This window comes from Streptomyces odonnellii (assembly GCF_000981895.1).
Classification (GTDB): domain Bacteria; phylum Actinomycetota; class Actinomycetes; order Streptomycetales; family Streptomycetaceae; genus Streptomyces; species Streptomyces odonnellii.
The window spans coordinates 1-19,580 of record NZ_LATD01000239.1 but is presented as its reverse complement, the minus strand read 5'-3'; the positions used below and the strand labels follow the sequence as shown (position 1 = coordinate 19,580).

Annotated in this window: 17 protein-coding genes; 10 read left to right on the top strand and 7 right to left on the bottom strand. The window is 69.3% G+C overall.

The annotated features are described in order from the left end of the window. Positions 1-227 precede the first annotated feature (227 nt). The 5 genes from WH07_RS22100 to WH07_RS22080 form a co-directional block, all read right to left on the bottom strand. Positions 228-911, bottom strand: coding sequence for a response regulator (locus tag WH07_RS22100; RefSeq protein WP_046502780.1), 684 nt, complete (start codon positions 909-911; stop codon positions 228-230). Then, positions 908-2,359: a sensor histidine kinase gene (locus WH07_RS22095; protein ID WP_106409651.1), complete on the bottom strand. Its 1,452-nt coding sequence runs from the start codon at positions 2,357-2,359 to the stop codon at positions 908-910. Before WH07_RS22095 ends, WH07_RS22100 begins: the two co-directional genes overlap by 4 nt. Positions 2,360-2,478: 119 nt before the next feature. Beyond that, entirely contained in the window at positions 2,479-3,399 is a 921-nt protein-coding gene (locus tag WH07_RS22090; RefSeq protein WP_046502778.1) for a DUF4429 domain-containing protein, read from the bottom strand. 156 nt (positions 3,400-3,555) lie between these two features. Beyond that, complete coding sequence (locus WH07_RS22085) at positions 3,556-4,782, bottom strand: alpha/beta hydrolase (protein WP_046502775.1); 1,227 nt, start codon at positions 4,780-4,782, stop codon at positions 3,556-3,558. 273 nt (positions 4,783-5,055) lie between these two features. After that, positions 5,056-5,784 (bottom strand): TetR/AcrR family transcriptional regulator, encoded by a 729-nt coding sequence (locus tag WH07_RS22080; protein WP_408645890.1) that lies wholly within the window; start codon positions 5,782-5,784, stop codon positions 5,056-5,058. Between the two features lie 126 nt (positions 5,785-5,910). Here WH07_RS22080 and WH07_RS22075 point away from each other — a divergent pair, with 126 nt between their 5' ends. Next, positions 5,911-7,515 (top strand): MFS transporter, encoded by a 1,605-nt coding sequence (locus WH07_RS22075; protein WP_046502773.1) that lies wholly within the window; start codon positions 5,911-5,913, stop codon positions 7,513-7,515. A 184-nt stretch (positions 7,516-7,699) separates the two neighbouring features. Continuing rightward, on the top strand, positions 7,700-8,077 hold the full coding sequence (locus tag WH07_RS22070) for a peptidase inhibitor family I36 protein (protein ID WP_046502770.1): 378 nt from the start codon (positions 7,700-7,702) through the stop codon (positions 8,075-8,077). 98 nt (positions 8,078-8,175) lie between these two features. On the opposite strand, the gene aceE is transcribed toward WH07_RS22070, so the two are convergent. Beyond that, on the bottom strand, positions 8,176-10,920 hold the full coding sequence (gene aceE, locus WH07_RS22065) for a pyruvate dehydrogenase (acetyl-transferring), homodimeric type (RefSeq protein WP_046502768.1): 2,745 nt from the start codon (positions 10,918-10,920) through the stop codon (positions 8,176-8,178). Positions 10,921-11,461: 541 nt separating this feature from the next. Between aceE and WH07_RS22060 the strand changes: the two genes are divergently transcribed. The 6 genes from WH07_RS22060 (at position 11,462) to WH07_RS22035 (ending at position 16,356) form a co-directional block, all read left to right on the top strand. Beyond that, positions 11,462-11,899 (top strand): DUF3052 domain-containing protein, encoded by a 438-nt coding sequence (locus WH07_RS22060; protein WP_046502765.1) that lies wholly within the window; start codon positions 11,462-11,464, stop codon positions 11,897-11,899. A 252-nt stretch (positions 11,900-12,151) separates the two neighbouring features. Then, complete coding sequence (locus WH07_RS22055; protein ID WP_046502763.1) at positions 12,152-12,673, top strand: peroxiredoxin; 522 nt, start codon at positions 12,152-12,154, stop codon at positions 12,671-12,673. Positions 12,674-12,825: 152 nt separating this feature from the next. Beyond that, on the top strand, positions 12,826-13,401 hold the full coding sequence (locus tag WH07_RS22050) for a TerD family protein (RefSeq protein WP_046502761.1): 576 nt from the start codon (positions 12,826-12,828) through the stop codon (positions 13,399-13,401). Positions 13,402-13,639: 238 nt separating this feature from the next. Further along, a complete protein-coding gene (locus WH07_RS22045; protein ID WP_046502757.1) occupies positions 13,640-14,215 on the top strand; it encodes a TerD family protein in 576 nt (191 codons plus the stop codon). A gap of 51 nt (positions 14,216-14,266) precedes the next feature. Further along, positions 14,267-15,406 carry a DUF475 domain-containing protein gene (locus WH07_RS22040; protein ID WP_046502755.1) on the top strand — a complete coding sequence of 380 codons (1,140 nt, stop codon included), beginning with the start codon at positions 14,267-14,269 and terminating at the stop codon, positions 15,404-15,406. 212 nt (positions 15,407-15,618) lie between these two features. Then, positions 15,619-16,356, top strand: coding sequence for a TerD family protein (locus tag WH07_RS22035; RefSeq protein ID WP_046502753.1), 738 nt, complete (start codon positions 15,619-15,621; stop codon positions 16,354-16,356). Between the two features lie 85 nt (positions 16,357-16,441). Here the strand turns inward: WH07_RS22035 and WH07_RS22030 are convergent, their stop codons facing one another. After that, a complete protein-coding gene (locus WH07_RS22030; RefSeq protein WP_079023443.1) occupies positions 16,442-17,332 on the bottom strand; it encodes a TerD family protein in 891 nt (296 codons plus the stop codon). Between the two features lie 218 nt (positions 17,333-17,550). Here WH07_RS22030 and WH07_RS22025 point away from each other — a divergent pair, with 218 nt between their 5' ends. Both WH07_RS22025 and WH07_RS22020 read left to right on the top strand, forming a co-directional pair. Then, positions 17,551-18,714, top strand: a complete 1,164-nt coding sequence (locus WH07_RS22025) for an HpcH/HpaI aldolase/citrate lyase family protein (protein WP_046502748.1) — start codon at positions 17,551-17,553, stop codon at positions 18,712-18,714. 197 nt (positions 18,715-18,911) lie between these two features. Further along, positions 18,912-19,580: phosphoribosyltransferase domain-containing protein (locus WH07_RS22020; RefSeq protein WP_198533859.1), on the top strand; the 669-nt coding region annotated here is incomplete at its 3' end.

The following is a 19,580-nucleotide window of genomic DNA, read 5'->3' as shown; positions in this document are numbered from 1 at the left end:
TCTGCTGCTCGTCCTCGATCGGGGCGAGCAGGAAGGTAAGGAGACGGTCTGCGCGGGGGCGTCACACCGGGGTGCCAACCAGCGGGTGATACCGGGGTAGGGGTGGTGCCGGCCCGAGGCTGATCCGCTAGCCGTGCGGTGTCGCGCCGTGTCGTGCGGCGCCACGCCGTGCGTCGCGATGCGTCGCGTTGTGGAGTGGAGTGGTGCGGGTCTCAGGCGGTCAGGGCTCAGGCGGTCGCGTCGCCCGGGGTCACCAGCCCCGACTCGTACGCGAAGATCACCGCCTGCGCGCGGTCGCGCAGTCCGAGCTTGGCCAGGACCCGGCCGATATGGGTCTTCACCGTCTGTTCGGCGACCACGAGACGGCCGGCGATCTCCTGGTTGGACAGGCCCCTGGCGATCAGTTCGAGCACCTCGGTCTCCCGGGGCGTCAGCCCGCGCAGCCGCAGGGCAGGGCCATTGCGCGCCGCGGGCCGCTGCTGGGCGAAGTCCGCGATCAGCCGCCGGGTCACGGACGGCGCGAGCAGGGCCTCTCCGGCGGCGACGATCCGTACCGCCGCGATCAGATCGGCCGGGGGCGCGTCCTTGAGGAGGAAGCCGGAGGCTCCGGCGCGCAGCGCCTCGTACACGTAGTCGTCCACGTCGAAGGTGGTGAGCATCAGCACCCGGGGCCGGTGGATCACCCCGGCGGGCGGGTTCAGCACCTCGCGGGCGGCGGCCAGCCCGTCCATCTCCGGCATCCGGACGTCCATCAGGACCACATCCGGGTGGACGGAGCGGCTCAGCTCCACGCCCCGGCGGCCGTCCGGCGCCTCGCCCGCCACATCGATGTCGGACTGCGCGGACAGCAGCGCGGCGAATCCCGCGCGCACCATGGCCTGGTCGTCGACGATGATCACGCGGATGGTCAAGGAGTGTCCTTCGCAGCGGTGGGACTCATGGTGCCGGTGGTGCCGGGCGTGCTGGTGGTGCCGGTGGTACCGCTCGTGTCGCTCACGGAACCCGTGATGGGGCTCACGGACCCCGTGGTGGCGGTGTTGGTGCCAGTGGTGGGGGCGGCGGTCAGCGGGAGCCGCGCGGCCACCCGGAAACCGCCGTCGGGCAGCGGCCCGGTGTCCAGGGTGCCGCCGGTCAGCCGTACGCGTTCCCGCATACCCACCAGACCGTGCCCGGTCCCCGTGGTCTCCAGCGGTGAAGTGCGGGCGGCGGCCGGTCCGTTGACGACCAGGACGGTCAGCCAGTCGCCGTCCGAGGCCACCGAGACCCGGGTCCGCGCGCCGGACGCGTGCCGCACCACATTGGCCAGGGCCTCCTGCACGATCCGGTACGCGGACAGGTCCACGGCCGGCGGTACGGGCCCCAACTCCGCCGGCAGCGACAATTCGGCCGGCACCCCGGCCCGTACCGTCGCCTCCACGAGCTGCTGCACCCGGTCGAGACCGGGCTGGGGCGCCCGCTCCCCGGCGGTGTCCTCCCGGCGCAGCACCGTCAGCAGCCGCCGCATCTCGGCCAGCGACTCCCGTGCGCTCGCCGCGATCGATTCGAACTCCTCCTGGGCCCGCGGCGACAGATCCGGGAGCCGGTACGGCGCCGAGTCGGCCTGCACGGTGATCACCGACATATGGTGTGCGACCACATCGTGGAGTTCACGGGCGATACGGGTGCGCTCCTCCAGCAGGGTGCGCCGGGCGCGTTCCGTCTCGCTGATGTTCTCCTGCTCGGCGAGCCGCCGCTGCACCTCGCCGCGTTCCCGCAGCACCACGCCGACCAGCAGGGCGACCCCGCTGAGGACGAAGAGCAGTATCGCGCTTCCGTTACTGCGGTCGGACGCCTCGGCATGGAGCACGAGTCCCGCCAGACCGGTCGCGCACCATACGGCGATCACGGTCCGCCGGGTCTCGCGCAGCGCGAGCGCGAGCATCAGGAAGAGATAGCCGACGATGACGGGCGGGGTCCACGGCCATATGTCGTACTTCTGCTCGGGCACGGTCAGCAGGGCCACGGCACCGAGGATGTCCGCGGTGAAGATGATCCACCAGGCCTGCAGCGGCCGGTGCGCCAGCATGAGCAGCGGCGCCGCCTGCGCGACCCCGATCGCTCCGGCGACACCGCCGCTCAGTCCGTACTCGCTGGTGAGGAGCGCGATGGTGCTCGGGATGAGCGCGGCGGTGAGCGCCAGGACGATCCCGTACGGCAGCAGCCGCTGCCAGAGCCGCGGCGCGTCCCCGAACAGGGGCGTCGGCGGATGGGAGGGATGCGCCAGGCCCCGCGCCAGCTCGCGCGCGTTACGGCGCGCGGCACTGAGCAGACCGTCGGTCTGCGGTGGTGGTGGCGATGGCGGTGGCGACGTGTGGGACATGACCGGGCCAGCCTAGGCAGCCGGTGGCACGCGGGCGTCATACCAGGGAGGTGGTAGGAACGTCATACCGAGGTATGAGATCCAGTGATCGCGAGCAGCGGCCCGGGCCGCTGTCCGCCTCACAGCTCCGCCAGCAGTTCCGCCTTCTTCGCCGAGAACTCCTCGTCCGTCACCAGACCCGCCTGGTGCAGCTCGCCGAGGTGCCGGATCCGGTCGGCGACATCCGCCGGGTCGCGGCGAAGGGAGGTCACGGCGGACACCGGCACCGCGGCCCGGTTCGGCGCCGCGTTCTGCACCGCCGCGAGGACGGCCGCCGCGAAGGGGAGCGACTCGTGCACAGGCCCGTAGCCGAGGCCGAAGACGACGGCCGCCGGGTCGTGGTCCGCCTGCGCGGGCTGCGGTTCCGTACCCGTACTCGTCCCGGTACCCGTACCGGCACCCACCCCGGCCGCGTCCCGGCGCAGCAGCCGCAGATAGCCGTCGAACAGTTCGGGGGAGCGCCACTCGACCCCCAGCAGGTCGCCGACGGGGAGGCTCTGGTCGCCGGCCTTCCACTTGGTGGTGGAGGCGCCCGTCCAGAACCAGCGGAAGGACACCCGGTCCCCGTCGAAATAGGCCTTGCCGTCGAACGCCTTGAAGTGCAGCGGAGGCGCCGGCGCGGCCACCAGATAGCGCTCGGCCGGCTCCTCCGCGTCCCGTACGGACCGGGCCAGCGCGGCGCGCAGCTCATCGGCGTAGTACTCCGCGAGGGTGTCGCGCTCGGCGGGCAGCACCAGCCGGTAGGGGTCGCCGCTCTCCCTGAGCTGTCCGGCCGCGGCCTCGACCAGCGGGTCGGCGCCGGCTCTGGGCACGGCGCGCAGCACGACCGTCCCGCGCTTCCCCGGTGTGACCGTCACCGACGACAACGCCTCATGGGGGATACGGCGTTCGCCGAGCGCCTGGAGCAGCTTCGGCGTCCTGGTCCCCCGTTCGAAGCGGATGAGCACGGAGTCGCTTTCGAACTCCCAGGTGGCATGAATCCCCGCGAGCACATCACCCATGTGCCTCATCGTAGGCGGCGGGCGCCCGCGCGTCGCCTGCCTCAACGGACGAATTCTACGCGCGTGGGGTGTGCGCCACCGGCGCTTGTCCGATCAAGTGACTGACACCGGATCAGGCGCCCTTGCGGTTTGGCGGACCGCGCGTCCGGTCGGACGTCAGGCCTGGCCCGCTCCGCTTCCGGCCGCCTCGGAGATTCCGTTCACACAGTCGGCGTCGCCGTCCGCGCAGCTCACCGTGGTGTACGAACCGACGCCGATGTCCGCGAAGTTGTCGAGGCTCTCCGTCCCCGGTTGGAAGTAGCCGCTGTGTCCCGCGGCGCCGGACGCCGAGAGCACCCGGGCTCCGAAAGCGCGTTCCACCGGGTCCGCGCCGTGCCCGAGACCGCCGACCGCCAGATACGGAACGTCCTGAATCCAGTCGTCGCGGTCCCGCATGGCCCACACCCGGGCGTCGGTACGGAGCTGTCCCGCGTTCCCCACCCGCATCCCGGGGCTGCCCGCGACCGCCACATCGACGACCCGCGCGGGCAGGGCGCGCGCGGCGACCCCGCACACCACCGAGCCGTAACTGTGGCAGAAGAGCGAGATCCTGGAGGTCCCCGGCAGTGCGCGGGTCAGCGCTGCGAGCCGTACGGCGCCCTCCTCGGCGAGCTTGCCGATCGCCGCGTCCATGCCGAGCCCGGCGGGCGAGGTGTAGTCGGCCCAGGCGATCACCGCCGTACGAGCGCCGGGATCGGCGGCGCGCTCCGCGGAGTAGAGCGACTCGGCCATGCCCACCGGCGCCGTGTACCAGCGCTCCGTACGCTCGAAGGTCAGCACGTTCGTGTCGACACCCGGCACCACGACCGAGACCCGCTCGGCGCGTTCGAGATCGCCGAGCACCTCCGCTGCCCGGCCCTTGCCCGACGGGTCGAATGCGAGGATCTGCCGGTCGCCGCCGAGCATCGACTCGTACCGGTGCATCCGGCGGCCCGCCTGTCTGCGGCCGTCGCTGGAGAGTCTGCTGTCGTGCATACGGCGCTCCTCCACCGTGCGCGCGCGCATCAGGGCCAGCCGGTTGGCGCGGTAACGCAGCGACACCGGCGCGCCGTTGAGATTGCCGACGACCAGCGGATAGGTGGTGGCGAGGCGTTCCTGCTCGGCGGCGGTCAGGGAGGCGAAGAAGGCGGCGAGCCGCTTCGGCGAGGAACGGGGGCTCGGCAGATGCCGTACGCCTGTCCGGCCGCGCTCCCAGGCGTCGAGCGCGGCCTGGAGGGGCTCGCCGGGATCGCGCTGGCGCTGGACGGCGGTCCAGCCGGTGGTCGACAGCAATACGAACACGACGGCGAGAGCGAGCAGGGCGCGCCATACGTTGAGGGAGGGAGAGGAATCGAAGGAGGTCACTGTTTACCAGACTAGGACGGGCGCGGGAGGCCTCGCGACGTGGGTGACGCGGATCACGGACGGGTGAGGGTTGAACCGAAGGTAACCGCACCGGACGTACAAGGGGGCCGCACGCTCGGCGCGTTGCGGGCAGATGGCGGACCGTACGGGCATACGGGGGATCAGCTCGCGTACGCGGTCCGGGGGTTCCGGAGGGCGCGTGCGGGTGATGCGGAGCACGGGCGGACGTACTCGGGCGGACGTACCCGGGCAGAGGTGCTCAGGCAGAGGTACTCAGGCCGAGGTGTGGGTCGTACAAGCTGACGGGCCGCCGGCCGTGCCGGGCGTCCGCCAGTTCTCGGTGAGCGCGGGCCGGAGATGGTCGATGCAGCACTCGGACATCGCGCGCAGGGCGTCCAGACCGGTGTCCTGCCCCTTGCCCCAGAGCCGCCCGGTCATCCGCATCACGCCGGTGAACGCGGCGACGATCACCCGGGGCCGTGGATCGGTGTCCACGTCGAGCCCCTCGCGGTCGGCGACGAGCCGCGAGAGCCCTTCCTCCAGCTCGACGGAGCGGCGCAGATGGACGGCGAGCAGGGCCGGGGTCGACTCGATCATCCGGTACGTCCGCATGTACAGCTCGACCGGTACGACCGACTCGATGGTCTCGCCGACCGTGGTCCAGGCGGAGGCGACGGCGTTGCGCATGGCCTCCATCGGGCCCTCGGCGGGCGGCCGTACGCGCAGCGCCTCGACGAACTTGTTCTCCACCATCTCCACCACGGCGAGGGCGACCTCTTCCTTGCTGGCGTAGTAGCGGAAGAAGGTGCGCTGCGAGACGTCCACGGCGTTCGTGATCTCGTCGATGGTGGTCTGCTCGTACCCCTGGGCGGTGAACCGTTCGAGTGCCGCGCGCAGCAGGGCGTCTCGGGTGCGCTGCTTCTTGAGGGCGCGCAGTCCGGTCGGCTGTTCAGCCGCGGATATCCGCTCCTGCCCGGCGGCTGTGTCCTGCCCGAGGGTCACCGAATGGTCCTCATTCCACCGCTTTCCACATTTTTCGCCCTGCTCAGCCGATCTGTGAGCTACGTGACAGTTACCAACTTGTGAAATGGTTTGTCAATTGTCAGTGGCTGACATTAGCGTACCCGTATGACTAGTCAGACCGTCGACAAGGCGCCGCAGAGCCCGGAACACCCGGCATCCGCGCCCACCAAGGGACTGCGCGGGCATCCCTGGCTGACCCTCTTCTCCGTGGCGATCGGCGTCATGATGGTGGCGCTCGACGGCACCATTGTCGCGATCGCGAACCCTGCCATCCAGAAGGACCTCGGCGCCACTTTCGCCGATGTGCAATGGATCACCAACGGCTACTTCCTTGCCCTGGCCGTGGCCCTGATCACCGCGGGAAAGCTGGGTGACCGCTTCGGCCACCGGCAGACCTTCCTCATCGGCGTCGTGGGCTTCGCCGCGGCCTCGGGGGCCATCGGGCTGTCCGACAGCATCGCCCTGGTGGTCGTCTTCCGAGTGTTCCAGGGGCTCTTCGGCGCGCTGCTGATGCCGGCCGCGCTCGGCCTGCTGCGGGCCACGTTCCCCGCCGAGAAGCTCAATATGGCCATCGGTATCTGGGGCATGGTCATCGGTGCCTCCACCGCGGGCGGCCCGATCCTCGGCGGTGTGCTCGTCGAGCATGTGAGCTGGCAGTCCGTCTTCTTCATCAATGTGCCGGTGGGCGTGATCGCCCTGGTCTTCGGCGTGCTGATCCTCAAGGACCACCGGGCCGAGAACGCCCCGAGGTCCTTCGACGTCCTCGGCATCGTGCTGCTCTCCGCCGCGATGTTCTGTCTGGTCTGGGCCATCATCAAGGCGCCGGTCTGGGGCTGGGGTTCCGGTACGACCTGGCTCTTCATCGGTGTCTCGCTGGCCTGCTTCGTCCTCTTCGCCTTCTGGGAGACCCGGGTCAAGGAGCCGCTCATTCCGCTGGGGCTCTTCCGCTCCGTGCCGGTCTCGGCCGGTGTGGTCCTGATGGTGCTGATGGCCATCGCCTTCCTCGGCGGGCTGTTCTTCGTCACCTTCTACCTCCAGAACGTGCACGGCATGGGGGCGGTCGACAGCGGTCTGCGGCTGCTGCCGCTCACCGGCATGATGATCGTCGGCTCGCCGCTGGCGGGGGTGCTGATCACCAAGGTGGGGCCGCGGGTCCCGCTGGCAGGCGGTATGGCCCTCACCGCGGCCGCCATGTTCGGTATGTCCACGCTGGACACCGAGACCGGCACCCTCACCATGTCGGTCTGGTTCGCACTGCTCGGCCTGGGTCTGGCCCCGGTCATGGTGGGCGCGACCGAGGTCATCGTGGGCAACGCCCCGATGGAGCTGTCCGGAGTGGCCGGCGGGCTCCAGCAGTCCGCCATGCAGATCGGCGGCAGTCTCGGTACGGCCGTCCTCGGCGCCGTCATGGCCTCGAAGGTCTCCAACGACCTGCCGGGGAACTGGACCGGTGCCGGGCTGCCCCCGCTCACCGGCGCGCAGGCCGACCAGGCCGCGGAGGCGGTCCAGGTCGGCGTCCCTCCCGTGGCGCCGGGCACCCCCGCCGCGATCGCCGAGAAGATCACCGGCGTAGCGCACGACACCTTCATGTCCGGCATGAGCCTGGCCTGCCTGGTCGCCGCCGGTGTGGCGACCGTGGCGATCTTTGTCGCGCTGCTGACGAAGCGTGGAGACAACGCGGACGCGGCGGGCGGAGGGGTGCACATCTGACGTCAGCCCCCGGGTTACCCCGCGTCAACTCAGTACTCGGAACAGCCCTGCCGGAAGGTTCCGGCAGGGCTGTCGCCTATCTGGGTGGACGGTGCCACGGCCCCTTCCCCCGGCCCGGCGCCGCAGGTCAGAGTGCTGGTGACCGATATCGCACCACACGGGGACCGAACGGGGACCGATTCATATGCGCAAGATCATGTTCTGCACCGCGGCCGGCGGGATGCTGGCCGTCGCCGCCCTGCTGCCGCAGAGCGCCGCCTCGGCGGCTCCAACGCCCCGCCTCGGGGCCTGCGCCCAGGGCGAGCTGTGCCTCTGGGCGGGCGAGGACTTCCGGGGCACGCGGCACACGTACGAACTGGCCGGTACGGAGACCGGGAGCTGCGTCCCGTTGGCGACCGGCGTCACCGTCCAGTCGCTGGCCAACCGCACCGGCCGGAACGTGACCACCTATCAGTCCGCCGAGTGCGACGAGACGGGGGACTTCGAGACCTACCCGGGCAAGGGCACCTGGGTGCCCGGCTCGCCGTACCGGGTACGGGCGTTCAAACTCTGGGAACGCTGACCGTGCCGTCGGCCATGACAAGGGCCGGGCACAGCGGGACCGGCGGATTTCCCGCCGGCCCCGCCGCCCTCGGGGGCGTCCGCGGGCGGGCGCGGCCGTCAGGCGTCGCCGCCCGCCGTGCCGGGGTCCGCGGCCGACGCGTCCAGCAGCCGGTAGCGGTCCACGGCCTGCTTGAGCACCGAGCGGTCGACCCGGCCCTCCTTCGCCAGCTCGGTCAGTACCCCGAGCACGATCGACTGCGCGTCGATGTGGAAGAAGCGGCGGGCCGCGCCGCGCGTGTCGGCGAAGCCGAAGCCGTCCGCGCCCAGCGACTGGTACGGGCCCGGCACCCAGCGCGCGATCTGGTCCGGGACGGACCGCATCCAGTCGGAGACCGCCACGAACGGACCCTCGGCGCCGGAGAGCTTCCGCGTCACATACGGGACGCGCTGCTCCTCCTCCGGGTGGAGCAGGTTGTACCGCTCCACCTCGACGGCCTCGCGGCGCAGCTCGTTCCAGGACGTCGCCGACCAGACGTCGGCCCGTACGTTCCACTCCTCGGCCAGCAGCCGCTGCGCCTCCACCGCCCAGGGCACGGCCACTCCGGACGCCATGATCTGCGCCCGGACCGCGCCCCGGTCGCCGCGCCGGAAGAGGTGGATGCCCTTGAGGATGCCCTCCACGTCGACATCGGCCGGCTCGGCGGGGTGCTGGACCGGCTCGTTGTACACGGTGAGGTAGTAGAAGACGTCCGGGCTCTCGCCGGGCTCGGGCTGCCCGTACATCCGGCGCAGTCCGTCCTTGACGATATGCGCGATCTCGAAGCCGTACGCCGGGTCGTAGGCGACACAGGCCGGATTGGTCGAGGCCAGCAGATGCGAATGGCCGTCCGCGTGCTGGAGGCCCTCACCGGTCAGGGTCGTACGGCCGGCGGTCGCACCCAGGACGAAACCCCGGGCGAGCTGGTCGGACATCTGCCAGAACTGGTCACCGGTCCGCTGGAAACCGAACATCGAGTAGAAGACATAGACCGGGATCAGCGGCTCGCCATGGGTCGCGTACGCCGAGCCCGCCGCGATCAGCGACGCCGTGCAGCCCGCCTCGGAGATGCCGTCGTGCAGCATCTGCCCGGTCGGCGACTCCTTGTACGCGAGCAGCAGCTCACGGTCCACGGCCTCGTACTGCTGGCCCAGCGGGTTGTAGATCTTCGCGCTCGGGAAGAACGAGTCCATGCCGAAGGTGCGGTACTCGTCGGGGGCGATCAGCACGAACCGCCGGCCGATCTCCTTGTCCCGCATCAGGTCCTTGAGCAGCCGGACGAAGGCCATGGTGCTGGCGATCGCCTGCTGGCCCGAGCCCTTCTTGACCGCCGCGTAGGTGGTGTCCCCGGGGAGGTTCAGCGGCTTCGCGCGGACGATCCGGGTCGGCACATACCCGCCCAGCGACTTGCGCCGGTCGTGCATGTACTGGATCTCCTCCGAGTCCCGGCCCGGGTGGTAGTACGGCGGCGCGCCGTCCTCCAGCTCCCGGTCCGAGATCGGCAGGTGCAGCCGGTCGCGGAAGCCCTTGAGGTCGGAGACCGTCAGCTTCTTCATCTGGTGGGTCGCGTTGCGGCCCTCGAAGTTCGGCCCGAGGGTCCAGCCCTTGACCGTCTGCGCCAGGATCACCGTCGGCTGGCCCTTGTGGGCCTTCGCCGCCGCGTACGCCGCGTACACCTTCCGGTGGTCGTGGCCGCCGCGGCCCAGATGCAGGACCTGGTCGTCGGTCATGTGCTCGACCATGGCGCGCAGCCGCTGGTCGTCGCCGAAGAAGTGCTCCCGGATGTACGCGCCGGTCTCGGTGGCGTACGTCTGGAACTGCCCGTCCGGAGTGGTGTTCAGCCGGTTGACCAGGACACCGTCCCGGTCCTGGGCGAGCAGCGGGTCCCAGGAGCGGTCCCAGACCAGCTTGATCACATTCCAGCCGGCGCCCCGGAACTGCGACTCCAGCTCCTGGATGATCTTGCCATTGCCGCGTACCGGGCCGTCGAGCCGCTGGAGATTGCAGTTCACGACGAAAGTCAGATTGTCCAGGCCCTCCCGGGCGGCGATGGAGAGCTGGCCCAGCGACTCGGGCTCGTCCATCTCGCCGTCGCCGAGATACGCCCAGACATGCGAGGCGGAGGTGTCGGCGATCCCGCGCGCCTCCATATAGCGGTTCATCCGCGCCTGGTAGATCGCGCCGAGCGGACCGAGGCCCATCGAGACGGTCGGGAACTCCCAGAAGTCCGGCATCAGCCGCGGGTGCGGATAGCTGGACAGCCCGTATGGAGCCTTCGACTTCTCCTGGCGGAACGCGTCGAGCTGCGCCTCGCTCAGCCGGTCCAGCAGAAACGCGCGGGCGTAGATACCGGGGGAGGCATGGCCCTGGAAGAAGATCTGGTCGCCGCCGTCACCGCGGTCCTTGCCCCGGAAGAAGTGGTTGAAGCCCACGTCGTAGAGGGAGGCGGAGGAGGCGAAGGTGGCGATATGGCCGCCGACGCCGATCCCGGGGCGCTGCGCCCGCGAGACCATCACGGCCGCGTTCCAGCGGGTCGCGTTGAGGATCTTGCGCTCGATCTCCTCGTTGCCGGGGAAGAACGGCTCGTCCTTGGTGGCGATGGTGTTGACGTAGTCCGTGCTGCGCATCTCGGGCACGGCCACGCGCTTCTCCCGCGCGCGCTCGATCAGCCGGAGCATCAGATAGCGGGCGCGCTCACGGCCCCGCTCGTCGACAGCGGCGTCGAGCGAGTCGAGCCACTCCTGGGTCTCTTCGGGATCGAAGTCCGGGACCTGGCTGGGCAGGCCGCCAATGATGATCGGATTGCGATCGGATCCGGAAGCCACGCTTGTCCTTCGCTGTTCGGTCGTGTCGTGCCCCTGCACGCATCGATGCGGTGCACGCCGTCGGATGACTGCTGTTACGAGGGCCCGGGCATCCGAGGGTGTCTCACCGGAGCCCCCCAGGGAGTGGGCACGTACGCCGCCTCCATCGTGTACCGCTGGGCAGGAAACGTCATCTCTACCGGGGGGTAACGAGGAATATCCGGAGAATCCCGCCCCGGGCCCGGGCTTCACGCCGGTTCTCGCGTCGGTCAAATCGCAACCTTACGCCCAACCCGACTATGTGTTTCGTTCGGCCGTTCGGACCTGATTGACGTATGGAACCGGCATAACATGGCGAAGGAGGAGCAAACGTATGGCCCGCGTTACAGGACACGGTGGCGAAGTGGCAGGAGATGCGGTGAAGAGCCCCGGAACGTCACCGTTTCGGCGGTCTCGGCGGCCGGGTACTTGCGCGATCCGCCCCGCCCGTGTGGACTACGGCCAATGCCCCGCGTGCGCGCGGGTCTGAAGCATTTTCCGAAACATGATCAGGAGGCAATCCGTGAGCGCGACCGCGGACCACGCGGAGGAACGGACCAACCTTGCCGCACGGCTGGGGTTCGAACCCGGACAGGTGGTCCAGGAGATCGGCTACGACGACGACGTCGAGCAGGAGCTCCGCGAGTCCATCGAGGCTGTCATCGGCCAGGAGCTTGTCGACGAGGACTATGAGGACGTGGCCGACGCCGTCCTCCTGTGGTTCCGTGACGAGGACGGCGACCTTACGGACGCGCTGGTGGACGCCATCGGTCTGATCGAGGAGGGCGGCGCCGTCTGGCTGCTGACGCCCAAGACAGGCCGTGACGGCTACGTCGAACCGAGCGACATCAACGAGGCGTCCCAGACCGCGGGCCTGTCCCAGACCAAGAGCATCAACGCAGGCAAGGACTGGACCGGCAGCCGGCTCGTCACCCCCAAGGCGGCGAAGTCGAAGCGCTGACCCCGGGCGCCTCACCGAAGGCGCGAGACGCGGCAGCGCACCCACAGCGGCCTTGAGGGCCCCCGCCGATCTTTCGGCGGGGGCCCCGCGCATCACTCGTACCGCTCCGGTGCCTGATCTTCCCGCGAGCCCGGCAAGGCTCAGAGGGCAGAGGCGTCGCACACCGGACGGGATGTGGCAGACACGGCCTAAGCTGGGCGGCCTCAGACGGCACGGCAGAGGCTTGGCAGGCGACGCGGAAGGACGTATCCCATGGCGATCGAGGTCGGCGCTCCCGCCCCGGACTTCGAACTGAAGGACAACCACGGGCGGACCGTGCGGCTGTCCGACTTCCGGGCGGCGGAGGGCGCGGAGGGCGGTGCCGGGGCGGGCGCCGAAAGCGGTGCCGACGGCGCGGGCGGCGGGAAGAACGTGGTGCTGCTCTTCTACCCCTTCGCCTTCACCGGGGTCTGCACCGGCGAGCTGCGCGCCCTGCGCGACGCGCTCCCCTCGTTCGCCAACGACGACACCCAGCTCCTCGCCGTCTCGAACGACTCCATCCACACCCTGCGCGTCTTCGCCGAGCAGGAGGGCCTCGAATACCCGCTCCTGTCCGACTTCTGGCCGCACGGCGAGATCTCCCGCGCGTACGGCGTCTTCGACGAGGAGAAGGGGTGTGCCGTGCGCGGTACGTTCATCCTGGACAAACAGGGCGTCGTGCGCTGGACCGTCGTCAACGGTCTGCCGGACGCCAGGGACCTCGACGACTACGTCAAGGCGCTCGCCGCGCTCTGACCGGGTGGCCCCGGGCCGGCCGCCCCGAGCCGGCCGCCCGCTGAACCATCCGAAATCGCCCGGTGGCGGGGAACCGGTCACTAGGATCCAGTCGTTGATCCGATGCAACGCTTCAGGGGCAGCGCCGCCCCGAGAAACCAAAGGGAGGACTCGTGGGAGTCAGCCTCAGCAAGGGCGGAAACGTCTCGCTGACCAAGGCCGCGCCCAACCTGACCGCGGTCACCGTGGGTCTGGGCTGGGACGTCCGTACGACCACCGGCAGTGACTTCGACCTCGACGCCAGCGCCCTGCTGACCAACGCCGAGGGCAAGGTCGCCATCGATGGCAACTTCGTCTTTTTCAACAACCTCAGGAGCCCGGACGGCTCCGTCGAGCACACCGGTGACAATCTGACCGGTGAGGGCGAGGGCGACGACGAGGCGATCAAGGTCAATCTGGCCGCGGTCCCCGCCGATGTCGACAAGATCGTCTTCCCCGTCTCGATCTACGAGGCGGAGAGCCGCCAGCAGTCCTTCGGCCAGGTGCGCAACGCGTTCATCCGCGTCGTCAACCAGGCCGACAACAACGAGCTGGCGCGGTACGACCTGAGCGAGGACGCCTCCACGGAGACCGCGATGGTCTTCGGCGAGCTGTACCGCAACGGCGCCGAGTGGAAGTTCCGCGCCATCGGGCAGGGGTACGCCTCCGGGCTGCGCGGCATCGCGCAGGACTTCGGCGTCAACGTCTGAACCGCTCGTCTTTCCGTGTCCGGCGCCGCACACTTCTGTGCGGCGCCGTACGCGTCTCGCATCCGGCCGTATGCGTCTCGCATTCGTACGCGGAGGGGTCCGGTTCGTGCCGGTAGGGGCACACCGGCCGCACCGGTACGGATACGAACGGCATGAACAGGGTTTGAAGGGGCAGGACGTCAGGCGCGTCTTGACCTCGCTGCACAGCACCACATCACCTCGGGGAGGACTCACCATCATGGGCGTCACACTCGCCAAGGGAGGCAATGTCTCCCTCTCCAAAGCCGCACCTAACCTCACCCAGGTGCTGGTCGGGCTCGGCTGGGACGCGCGTTCCACCACCGGAGCGCCCTTCGACCTCGACGCCAGCGCCCTGCTGTGCCAGTCGGGTCGGGTGCTCGGCGACGAGTGGTTCATCTTCTACAACAACCTGACGAGCCCGGACGGGTCCGTCGAGCACACCGGTGACAACCTCACCGGTGAGGGCGAGGGCGACGACGAATCCCTGCTGGTCGACCTCTCCAAGGTGCCGGCGCACTGCGACAAGATCGTTTTTCCGGTCTCGATCCATGAGGCCGACAATCGCGGCCAGACATTCGGCCAGGTCAGCAATGCCTTTATCCGGGTCGCCAACCAGGCCGACGGCCAGGAACTGGCTCGGTACGACCTCAGCGAGGACGCCTCCACGGAAACGGCGATGATCTTCGGCGAGCTGTACCGGTATGGCGGCGAGTGGAAGTTCCGGGCCGTGGGACAGGGGTACGCGTCGGGGCTGAGGGGCATCGCTCTAGACTTCGGGGTCAACGTTTCGTAAAGCAGTGCTCTGCGCGGGGGAATACCCGTTAATCACCAGATGGGGTAGCCAGTGATCCTGAAAACCTTCGGCTGGTCGTTCGCCATTACGGCGCTCGGCCTTGCCTTCGCGGCCTGGCAGTGGGGGTGGGAGGCGTTCGGGATCGTACTGATCCTGTCGATCCTTGAGATCTCCCTGTCGTTCGACAACGCGGTTGTCAACGCAGGGGTGTTGAAGAAGATGAATGCCTTCTGGCAGAAGATCTTCCTCACGGTCGGCATCCTCATCGCGGTGTTCGGTATGCGACTGGTGTTCCCCGTCGTGATCGTCGCCATCAGCGCCAAGGTCGGACCGATCGACGCCGTACAGATCGCGCTAGACGATCCCGACCGGTACGAGGCGCTGGTCACCGACGCCCACCCGGCCATCGCCGCCTTCGGTGGCATGTTCCTGCTGATGATCTTCCTCGACTTCATCTTCGAGGAGCGGGACATCAGGTGGCTGAACTGGCTGGAGCGTCCGCTGGCCAAGCTCGGCAAGGTCGACATGCTGTCGGTCTGCGTCGCGATGATCGTCCTGCTGGTCACGGCGCTCACCTTCGCCACCCACGCACACACCAGCTCCGGCTACCAGGACAAGTCCGCCACGGTGCTGCTCGCCGGTGTCGCGGGTCTGATCACCTATCTCGTGGTCGGCGGGCTCTCGGGCTACTTCGAGAACCGGCTGGAGGAGCAGGAGGAGCAGGAGCAGGAAGAGGAGGAGAAGGCCAAGGCCGAGGGCAAGCAGATCTCCGCGGTCGGTCTGGCCGGCAAGGCCGCCTTCTTCCTCTTCCTCTACCTCGAGGTGCTGGACGCGTCCTTCTCCTTCGACGGGGTCATCGGCGCCTTCGCCATCACCAACCACATCTTCTGGATGGCGCTGGGCCTCGGCATCGGCGCGATGTACGTCCGGTCGCTCACTGTCTATCTGGTCCGCCAAGGCACCCTTGACGACTACGTGTATCTGGAGCACGGCGCGCACTACGCGATCGGTGCGCTGGCCGTGATCCTCCTGATCACGATTGAGCACTCGATCAATGAAGTCATCACAGGTTTGATCGGTGTTGTCCTGATTGCTGCCTCTTTCTTGTCGTCCGTGCGCAGGAACAGGGCGCTGGAAGCAGAGGGCGGCGGCAAGGATCCGGACGACGACAAGGAGCCGCTGCACGTCTGAGGGTGGCGCCGTACGTCTGAAGCGTGCTCCGGTGAGCCCTCTGGTGAGCCGGTCCTCCGGGTGTGACCAGGAGGGGATTTCGGGAACGCTCTGAACGGGGCGGCCGTGAGGCGGAAGCCTGGCGGCCGCCCCATCGTTCGGTGTACTGACGGGCACCGGCGTCGGCCGACCGGGCCGACGGCGGCCGAGTGGAAGACAGGGGTGGGGCGGGCATGGCCTTCTGGGACAATCTGTGGCGGGGAAGGGCGTCGGATTTCGATTCGGGCAGCGCGGGCTCCAACTCCATCGAGCTGACCCGGCGGCGTCCTTCGGTGTCGCTCACCAAGCAGGGCGCGGCCACGGGCAATCTGCGGGTCAACCTCTCCTGGCGGATGCGCAGTTCCGACATCGAGGGCCGGTCCCGGCAGAACAGCTCACTGCTGCGGCACCCCTTCAAGCTCTTCAAGCCCGATGTGGTCCAGGCCCATACCCAGGGCATGGTCAATGTGGACCTCGATCTGGGCTGTATGTACGAGCTGACGGACGGCAGCAAGGGCGTGGTGCAGCCGCTGGGCAACTTCCTCGGGGACCTCAACGATCCGCCGTACATCAAGCTCAGTGGCGACGACCGGTTCGGCTCGGGCTCCGGCGAGACGATCTATGCCAATCTCGATCACTGGGAAGAGATCAAGCGGCTGCTGTTCTTCGTCTACATCTACGACCAGACGCCGGCCTTTGACCGTACGCACGCGCATGTGACGCTCTACCCGAGCAGCGGGCCGCGGATCGAGATCGAACTCGACGAGGACGCGCCCCAGGCGCGGTCCTGCGCGGTGTTCTCGGTGCAGAACGTCAAGGGCGAGCTGATCGTGCGCCGCGAGGTGAAGTTCGTGTACGGCTTCCAGGCGGAGCTGGACCGGCTGTACGGCTGGGGCCTCCACTGGGGCCGTGGCTACAAGACGAAGACCTGAGCGGGCGGCCATGAGCGGGGGCGGCCGGGACTCAGGGGCTCCATGGGGCCCTCCTGGAGCCGGTCCGCCCCCGGGGCTGGGTTTCTCAGGGGCGGATGAACTGCGGTCCCATCGGAGGCAGCCGGAAATTCGGGTCGGGCGCGGGCGCCGCCGCCGCGGCCGGCTGCGGGTAGCCGTAGCCGGTCTGGGGCTGCGGCGCTGCCACCGGCTGGGGGTAGCCGTAGCCGGTCCGGGCGGCGGCGGGCATCGGCGGATGCGGGTGCGGATAGCCGTACGCGGGGGCCATCGGCTGGGTGGGCGGCTGGGCCGGTGGCGGCGGTACCCGTACGGGCGGCTCGGCGGCCACCGTGGCGCCGGGGTCGGACGTGGCGGAAGGAGCAGCGGAGGCGGAGTCGGAGGCGGCGGGATCGCCGGAGGACTCCTCGCTCTCGTCCACCGAGATGCCGAACGCGGTGGCCAGACCCACCAGACCGGTCGGGTAGCCCTGGGCGACCGCGCGGAATTTCCAGCCGTCCCCGCGCCGGTACAGCTCACCGCAGATGATCGCGGTCTCCTCGCCGGTCTCCGGCCGTACGTCGAAGACGGCCAGCGGCTCGCCGTCGGGCGCGGCCGCGTCGTACAGCAGGATCCGCAGATCGTCGACATGCTGGAAGCTCGCGCCGTCGGAGGAGGCCGCGAGCACCACCTGGTCGACCGAGGCGTCGAGCGCGGCGAGGTCCGCCTCGACCGCATCGGTCAGCGCGTCCCCCGCCTGCTTCTTGGGCAGCCGCCTGACCAGCCCGGACGGATGCCGGGGCTGGTTGTAGAAGACGAAGTCCTCGTCGGAGCGCACCCGTCCGTCGGGGCCGAGCAGCAGGGCGGAGGCGTCCACATCCGGGATCCCCGCACCCGGGGACCACCGCAGCACGGCTCGTACGGCCATGGCGTCGAGAGGGACGTTCGAGCCCTTCAGCATCGCGTGCGTCATGCCTGTCATCCTGCCTTCCCGCCACCCGTACGGACAACGCGGGGCGGGCAGATCCCTGCAACTCCGTCGAGCTGTGCAGCCCGCCCCGGGGGACAGGGGCGAGGACATGGGCGCGAAGCGGACGAGTTACCTGGATTTCATGAACCGTGGGAACTCTTGACACCCGTCCGTACGTACTATTACCGGCCACATGCCCAGCGGCCACATCGGCAGTACGGGGGATTCACATGCGTCATTTCGGGCATATCCCGCCCGCTGCCCGCGAGGGTCTGTTCCATCAGGAGCCGTGCGAGTTCACTTCGGGCTCTCCGGCCCGTCTCCTGGCGGCCGCTCTCGGGGCCACGCTCTACTGCCCGGCCACCCGGCCGCGACTGGCCGACGACGTGGTCAAGCAGACCCGGTGCGGAGTCGTCTCCATGGTGCTCTGCCTGGAGGATTCCATCCATGACTCCGAGGTCGAGGCCGCCGAGGCCAATCTGGTCCGGCAGTTCGCCGATCTCGACGAGCGGGGCGCAGGGACCCCCCTGCTCTTCATCCGGGTCCGGGAGCCGGAGCAGATTCCCGATCTCGCCCGGCGGTTGGGCACCTCGATCCGGCTGCTGTCCGGATTTGTACTGCCGAAGTTCACCGAGGAGCGCGGGACACCGTTCCTGGAGGCGCTCGCGGAGGCGGAGAGCGTGACCGGCCATCTGCTCTATGCGATGCCGGTGCTCGAATCGCCCGAGTTGCTGCATCTGGAGACCAGGACCGAGACGCTCACCGGGATCGCGAATGTCGTCGACAAGTACCGCGACCGGGTGCTGGCGCTGCGCCTCGGCGTCACCGACTTCTGCTCGGCGTACGGACTGCGCAGGTCGCCGGACATGACGGCGTACGACGTGCGCATCGTGGCCGGGGTGATCGCGGATGTGGTCAATGTGCTGGGGCGCGCGGACGGTTCGGGGTTCACGATCACCGGCCCGGTATGGGAGTACTTCCGTCTGCAGGAACGTATGTTCAAGCCCCAGCTCCGGCGGAGCCCCTTCCTCGAAGGCCGCGCGGAGGAGCTTCGTACGGCTCTGATCGAGCACGATCTGGACGGGCTGCTGCGCGAGATCGAGCTCGACCGGGCCAATGGTCTGATGGGCAAGACCTGTATCCATCCGTCCCATGTCCCGCCCGTGCACGCGTTGTCGGTGGTCAGCCATGAGGAGTTCAGCGACGCGCAGGACATCCTGCGGCCGGAGCGGGACGGGGGCGGGGTGCTGCGCTCGGCGTACACGAACAAGATGAACGAGGTGAAGCCCCACCGGGCCTGGGCCGAGCGCACCCTTCAGCGGGCCGAGGTGTTCGGGGTGGCGCGCGAGGACGTCGGGTTCGTGGAGCTGCTCACGGCCGGTCTCGGCGAGTGAGCGGGGCGGAGCGGTCCGGGGTGACACGGGCACAGGCGGGAACTTCGGCGGTGTCGCCCGTGCCGGAGGTCTCGCCCGTGTCCTCTGTACCGGCCGTGTCTTCTGCGTCGGCCGGGTTTTCTGTGCCGGCCGTGTCGTCGGTGTCGTCAGTGCTGTCAGGGGAGAGTGTGTCCGTCGGGACGGAAGAGAACAGCGGGATGGTCTGGTCGGGTACGTGGGTCGCCGAGCGGCTCGGTGTGCGGCTCGCGGGCGACGAGAGGCTGCCGGAACTTTTGGGCCTGGCGCTGCGCCGCAACCCCAAACGGGCGCATCTCCTTGTCTCGAATGTGCTGGGCAAACATGTACCGCAGCACCCTCAAGTCGTATACGGGACAGGGCTCCAACTCGGCGAGCGGGTACGGGAACTGCTCGGCCCGGATGTGGCGCGCGCGGTTGTGCTCGGGTACGCGGAGACCGCGACCGGCCTCGGGCACGCGGTTGCCGACGGGGTGCGGGACGCGCCGTACCTCCACTCCACGCGGCGGCCGGTCCCGGGGGTGCCCAGGGCGGGCGGGTTCGAGGAGTCGCACTCGCACGCCACCTCGCATCTGCTGCTGCCCGAGGATCCGGCGCTGCTGGCCTCGGCCGGGCCGCTGGTCCTGGTCGACGACGAGTTCTCCACCGGGAACACCGTCCTCAACACCATCCGCGCCCTGCACGCGCGTTATCCGCGCGAGTGGTACGTGATCGTCGCCCTGGTCGACATGCGCTCGGCGGCGGACCGGGGGCGGCTGACGGACTTCGCGGAGGAGATGGGCGCGCGGGTGGATCTGGTGGCGCTGGCGTCGGGGACGGTGGAGCTGCCGGAGGGGGTGCTGGAGAAGGGG

Excerpts from the sequence above, each read along its gene's own strand:
- WH07_RS22035 (WP_046502753.1), top strand. The coding sequence starts at position 15,619 with ATGGCCTTCTGGGACAATCTGTGGCGGGGAAGGGCGTCGGATTTCGAT.
- WH07_RS22075 (WP_046502773.1), top strand. The coding sequence starts at position 5,911 with ATGACTAGTCAGACCGTCGACAAGGCGCCGCAGAGCCCGGAACACCCG.
- WH07_RS22045 (WP_046502757.1), top strand. The coding sequence starts at position 13,640 with ATGGGCGTCACACTCGCCAAGGGAGGCAATGTCTCCCTCTCCAAAGCC.
- WH07_RS22090 (WP_046502778.1), bottom strand. The coding sequence starts at position 3,399 with ATGGGTGATGTGCTCGCGGGGATTCATGCCACCTGGGAGTTCGAAAGC.
- WH07_RS22095 (WP_106409651.1), bottom strand. The coding sequence starts at position 2,359 with ATGTCCCACACGTCGCCACCGCCATCGCCACCACCACCGCAGACCGAC.
- WH07_RS22070 (WP_046502770.1), top strand. The coding sequence starts at position 7,700 with ATGCGCAAGATCATGTTCTGCACCGCGGCCGGCGGGATGCTGGCCGTC.
- WH07_RS22055 (WP_046502763.1), top strand. The coding sequence starts at position 12,152 with ATGGCGATCGAGGTCGGCGCTCCCGCCCCGGACTTCGAACTGAAGGAC.
- WH07_RS22030 (WP_079023443.1), bottom strand. The coding sequence starts at position 17,332 with ATGACAGGCATGACGCACGCGATGCTGAAGGGCTCGAACGTCCCTCTC.
- WH07_RS22025 (WP_046502748.1), top strand. The coding sequence starts at position 17,551 with ATGCGTCATTTCGGGCATATCCCGCCCGCTGCCCGCGAGGGTCTGTTC.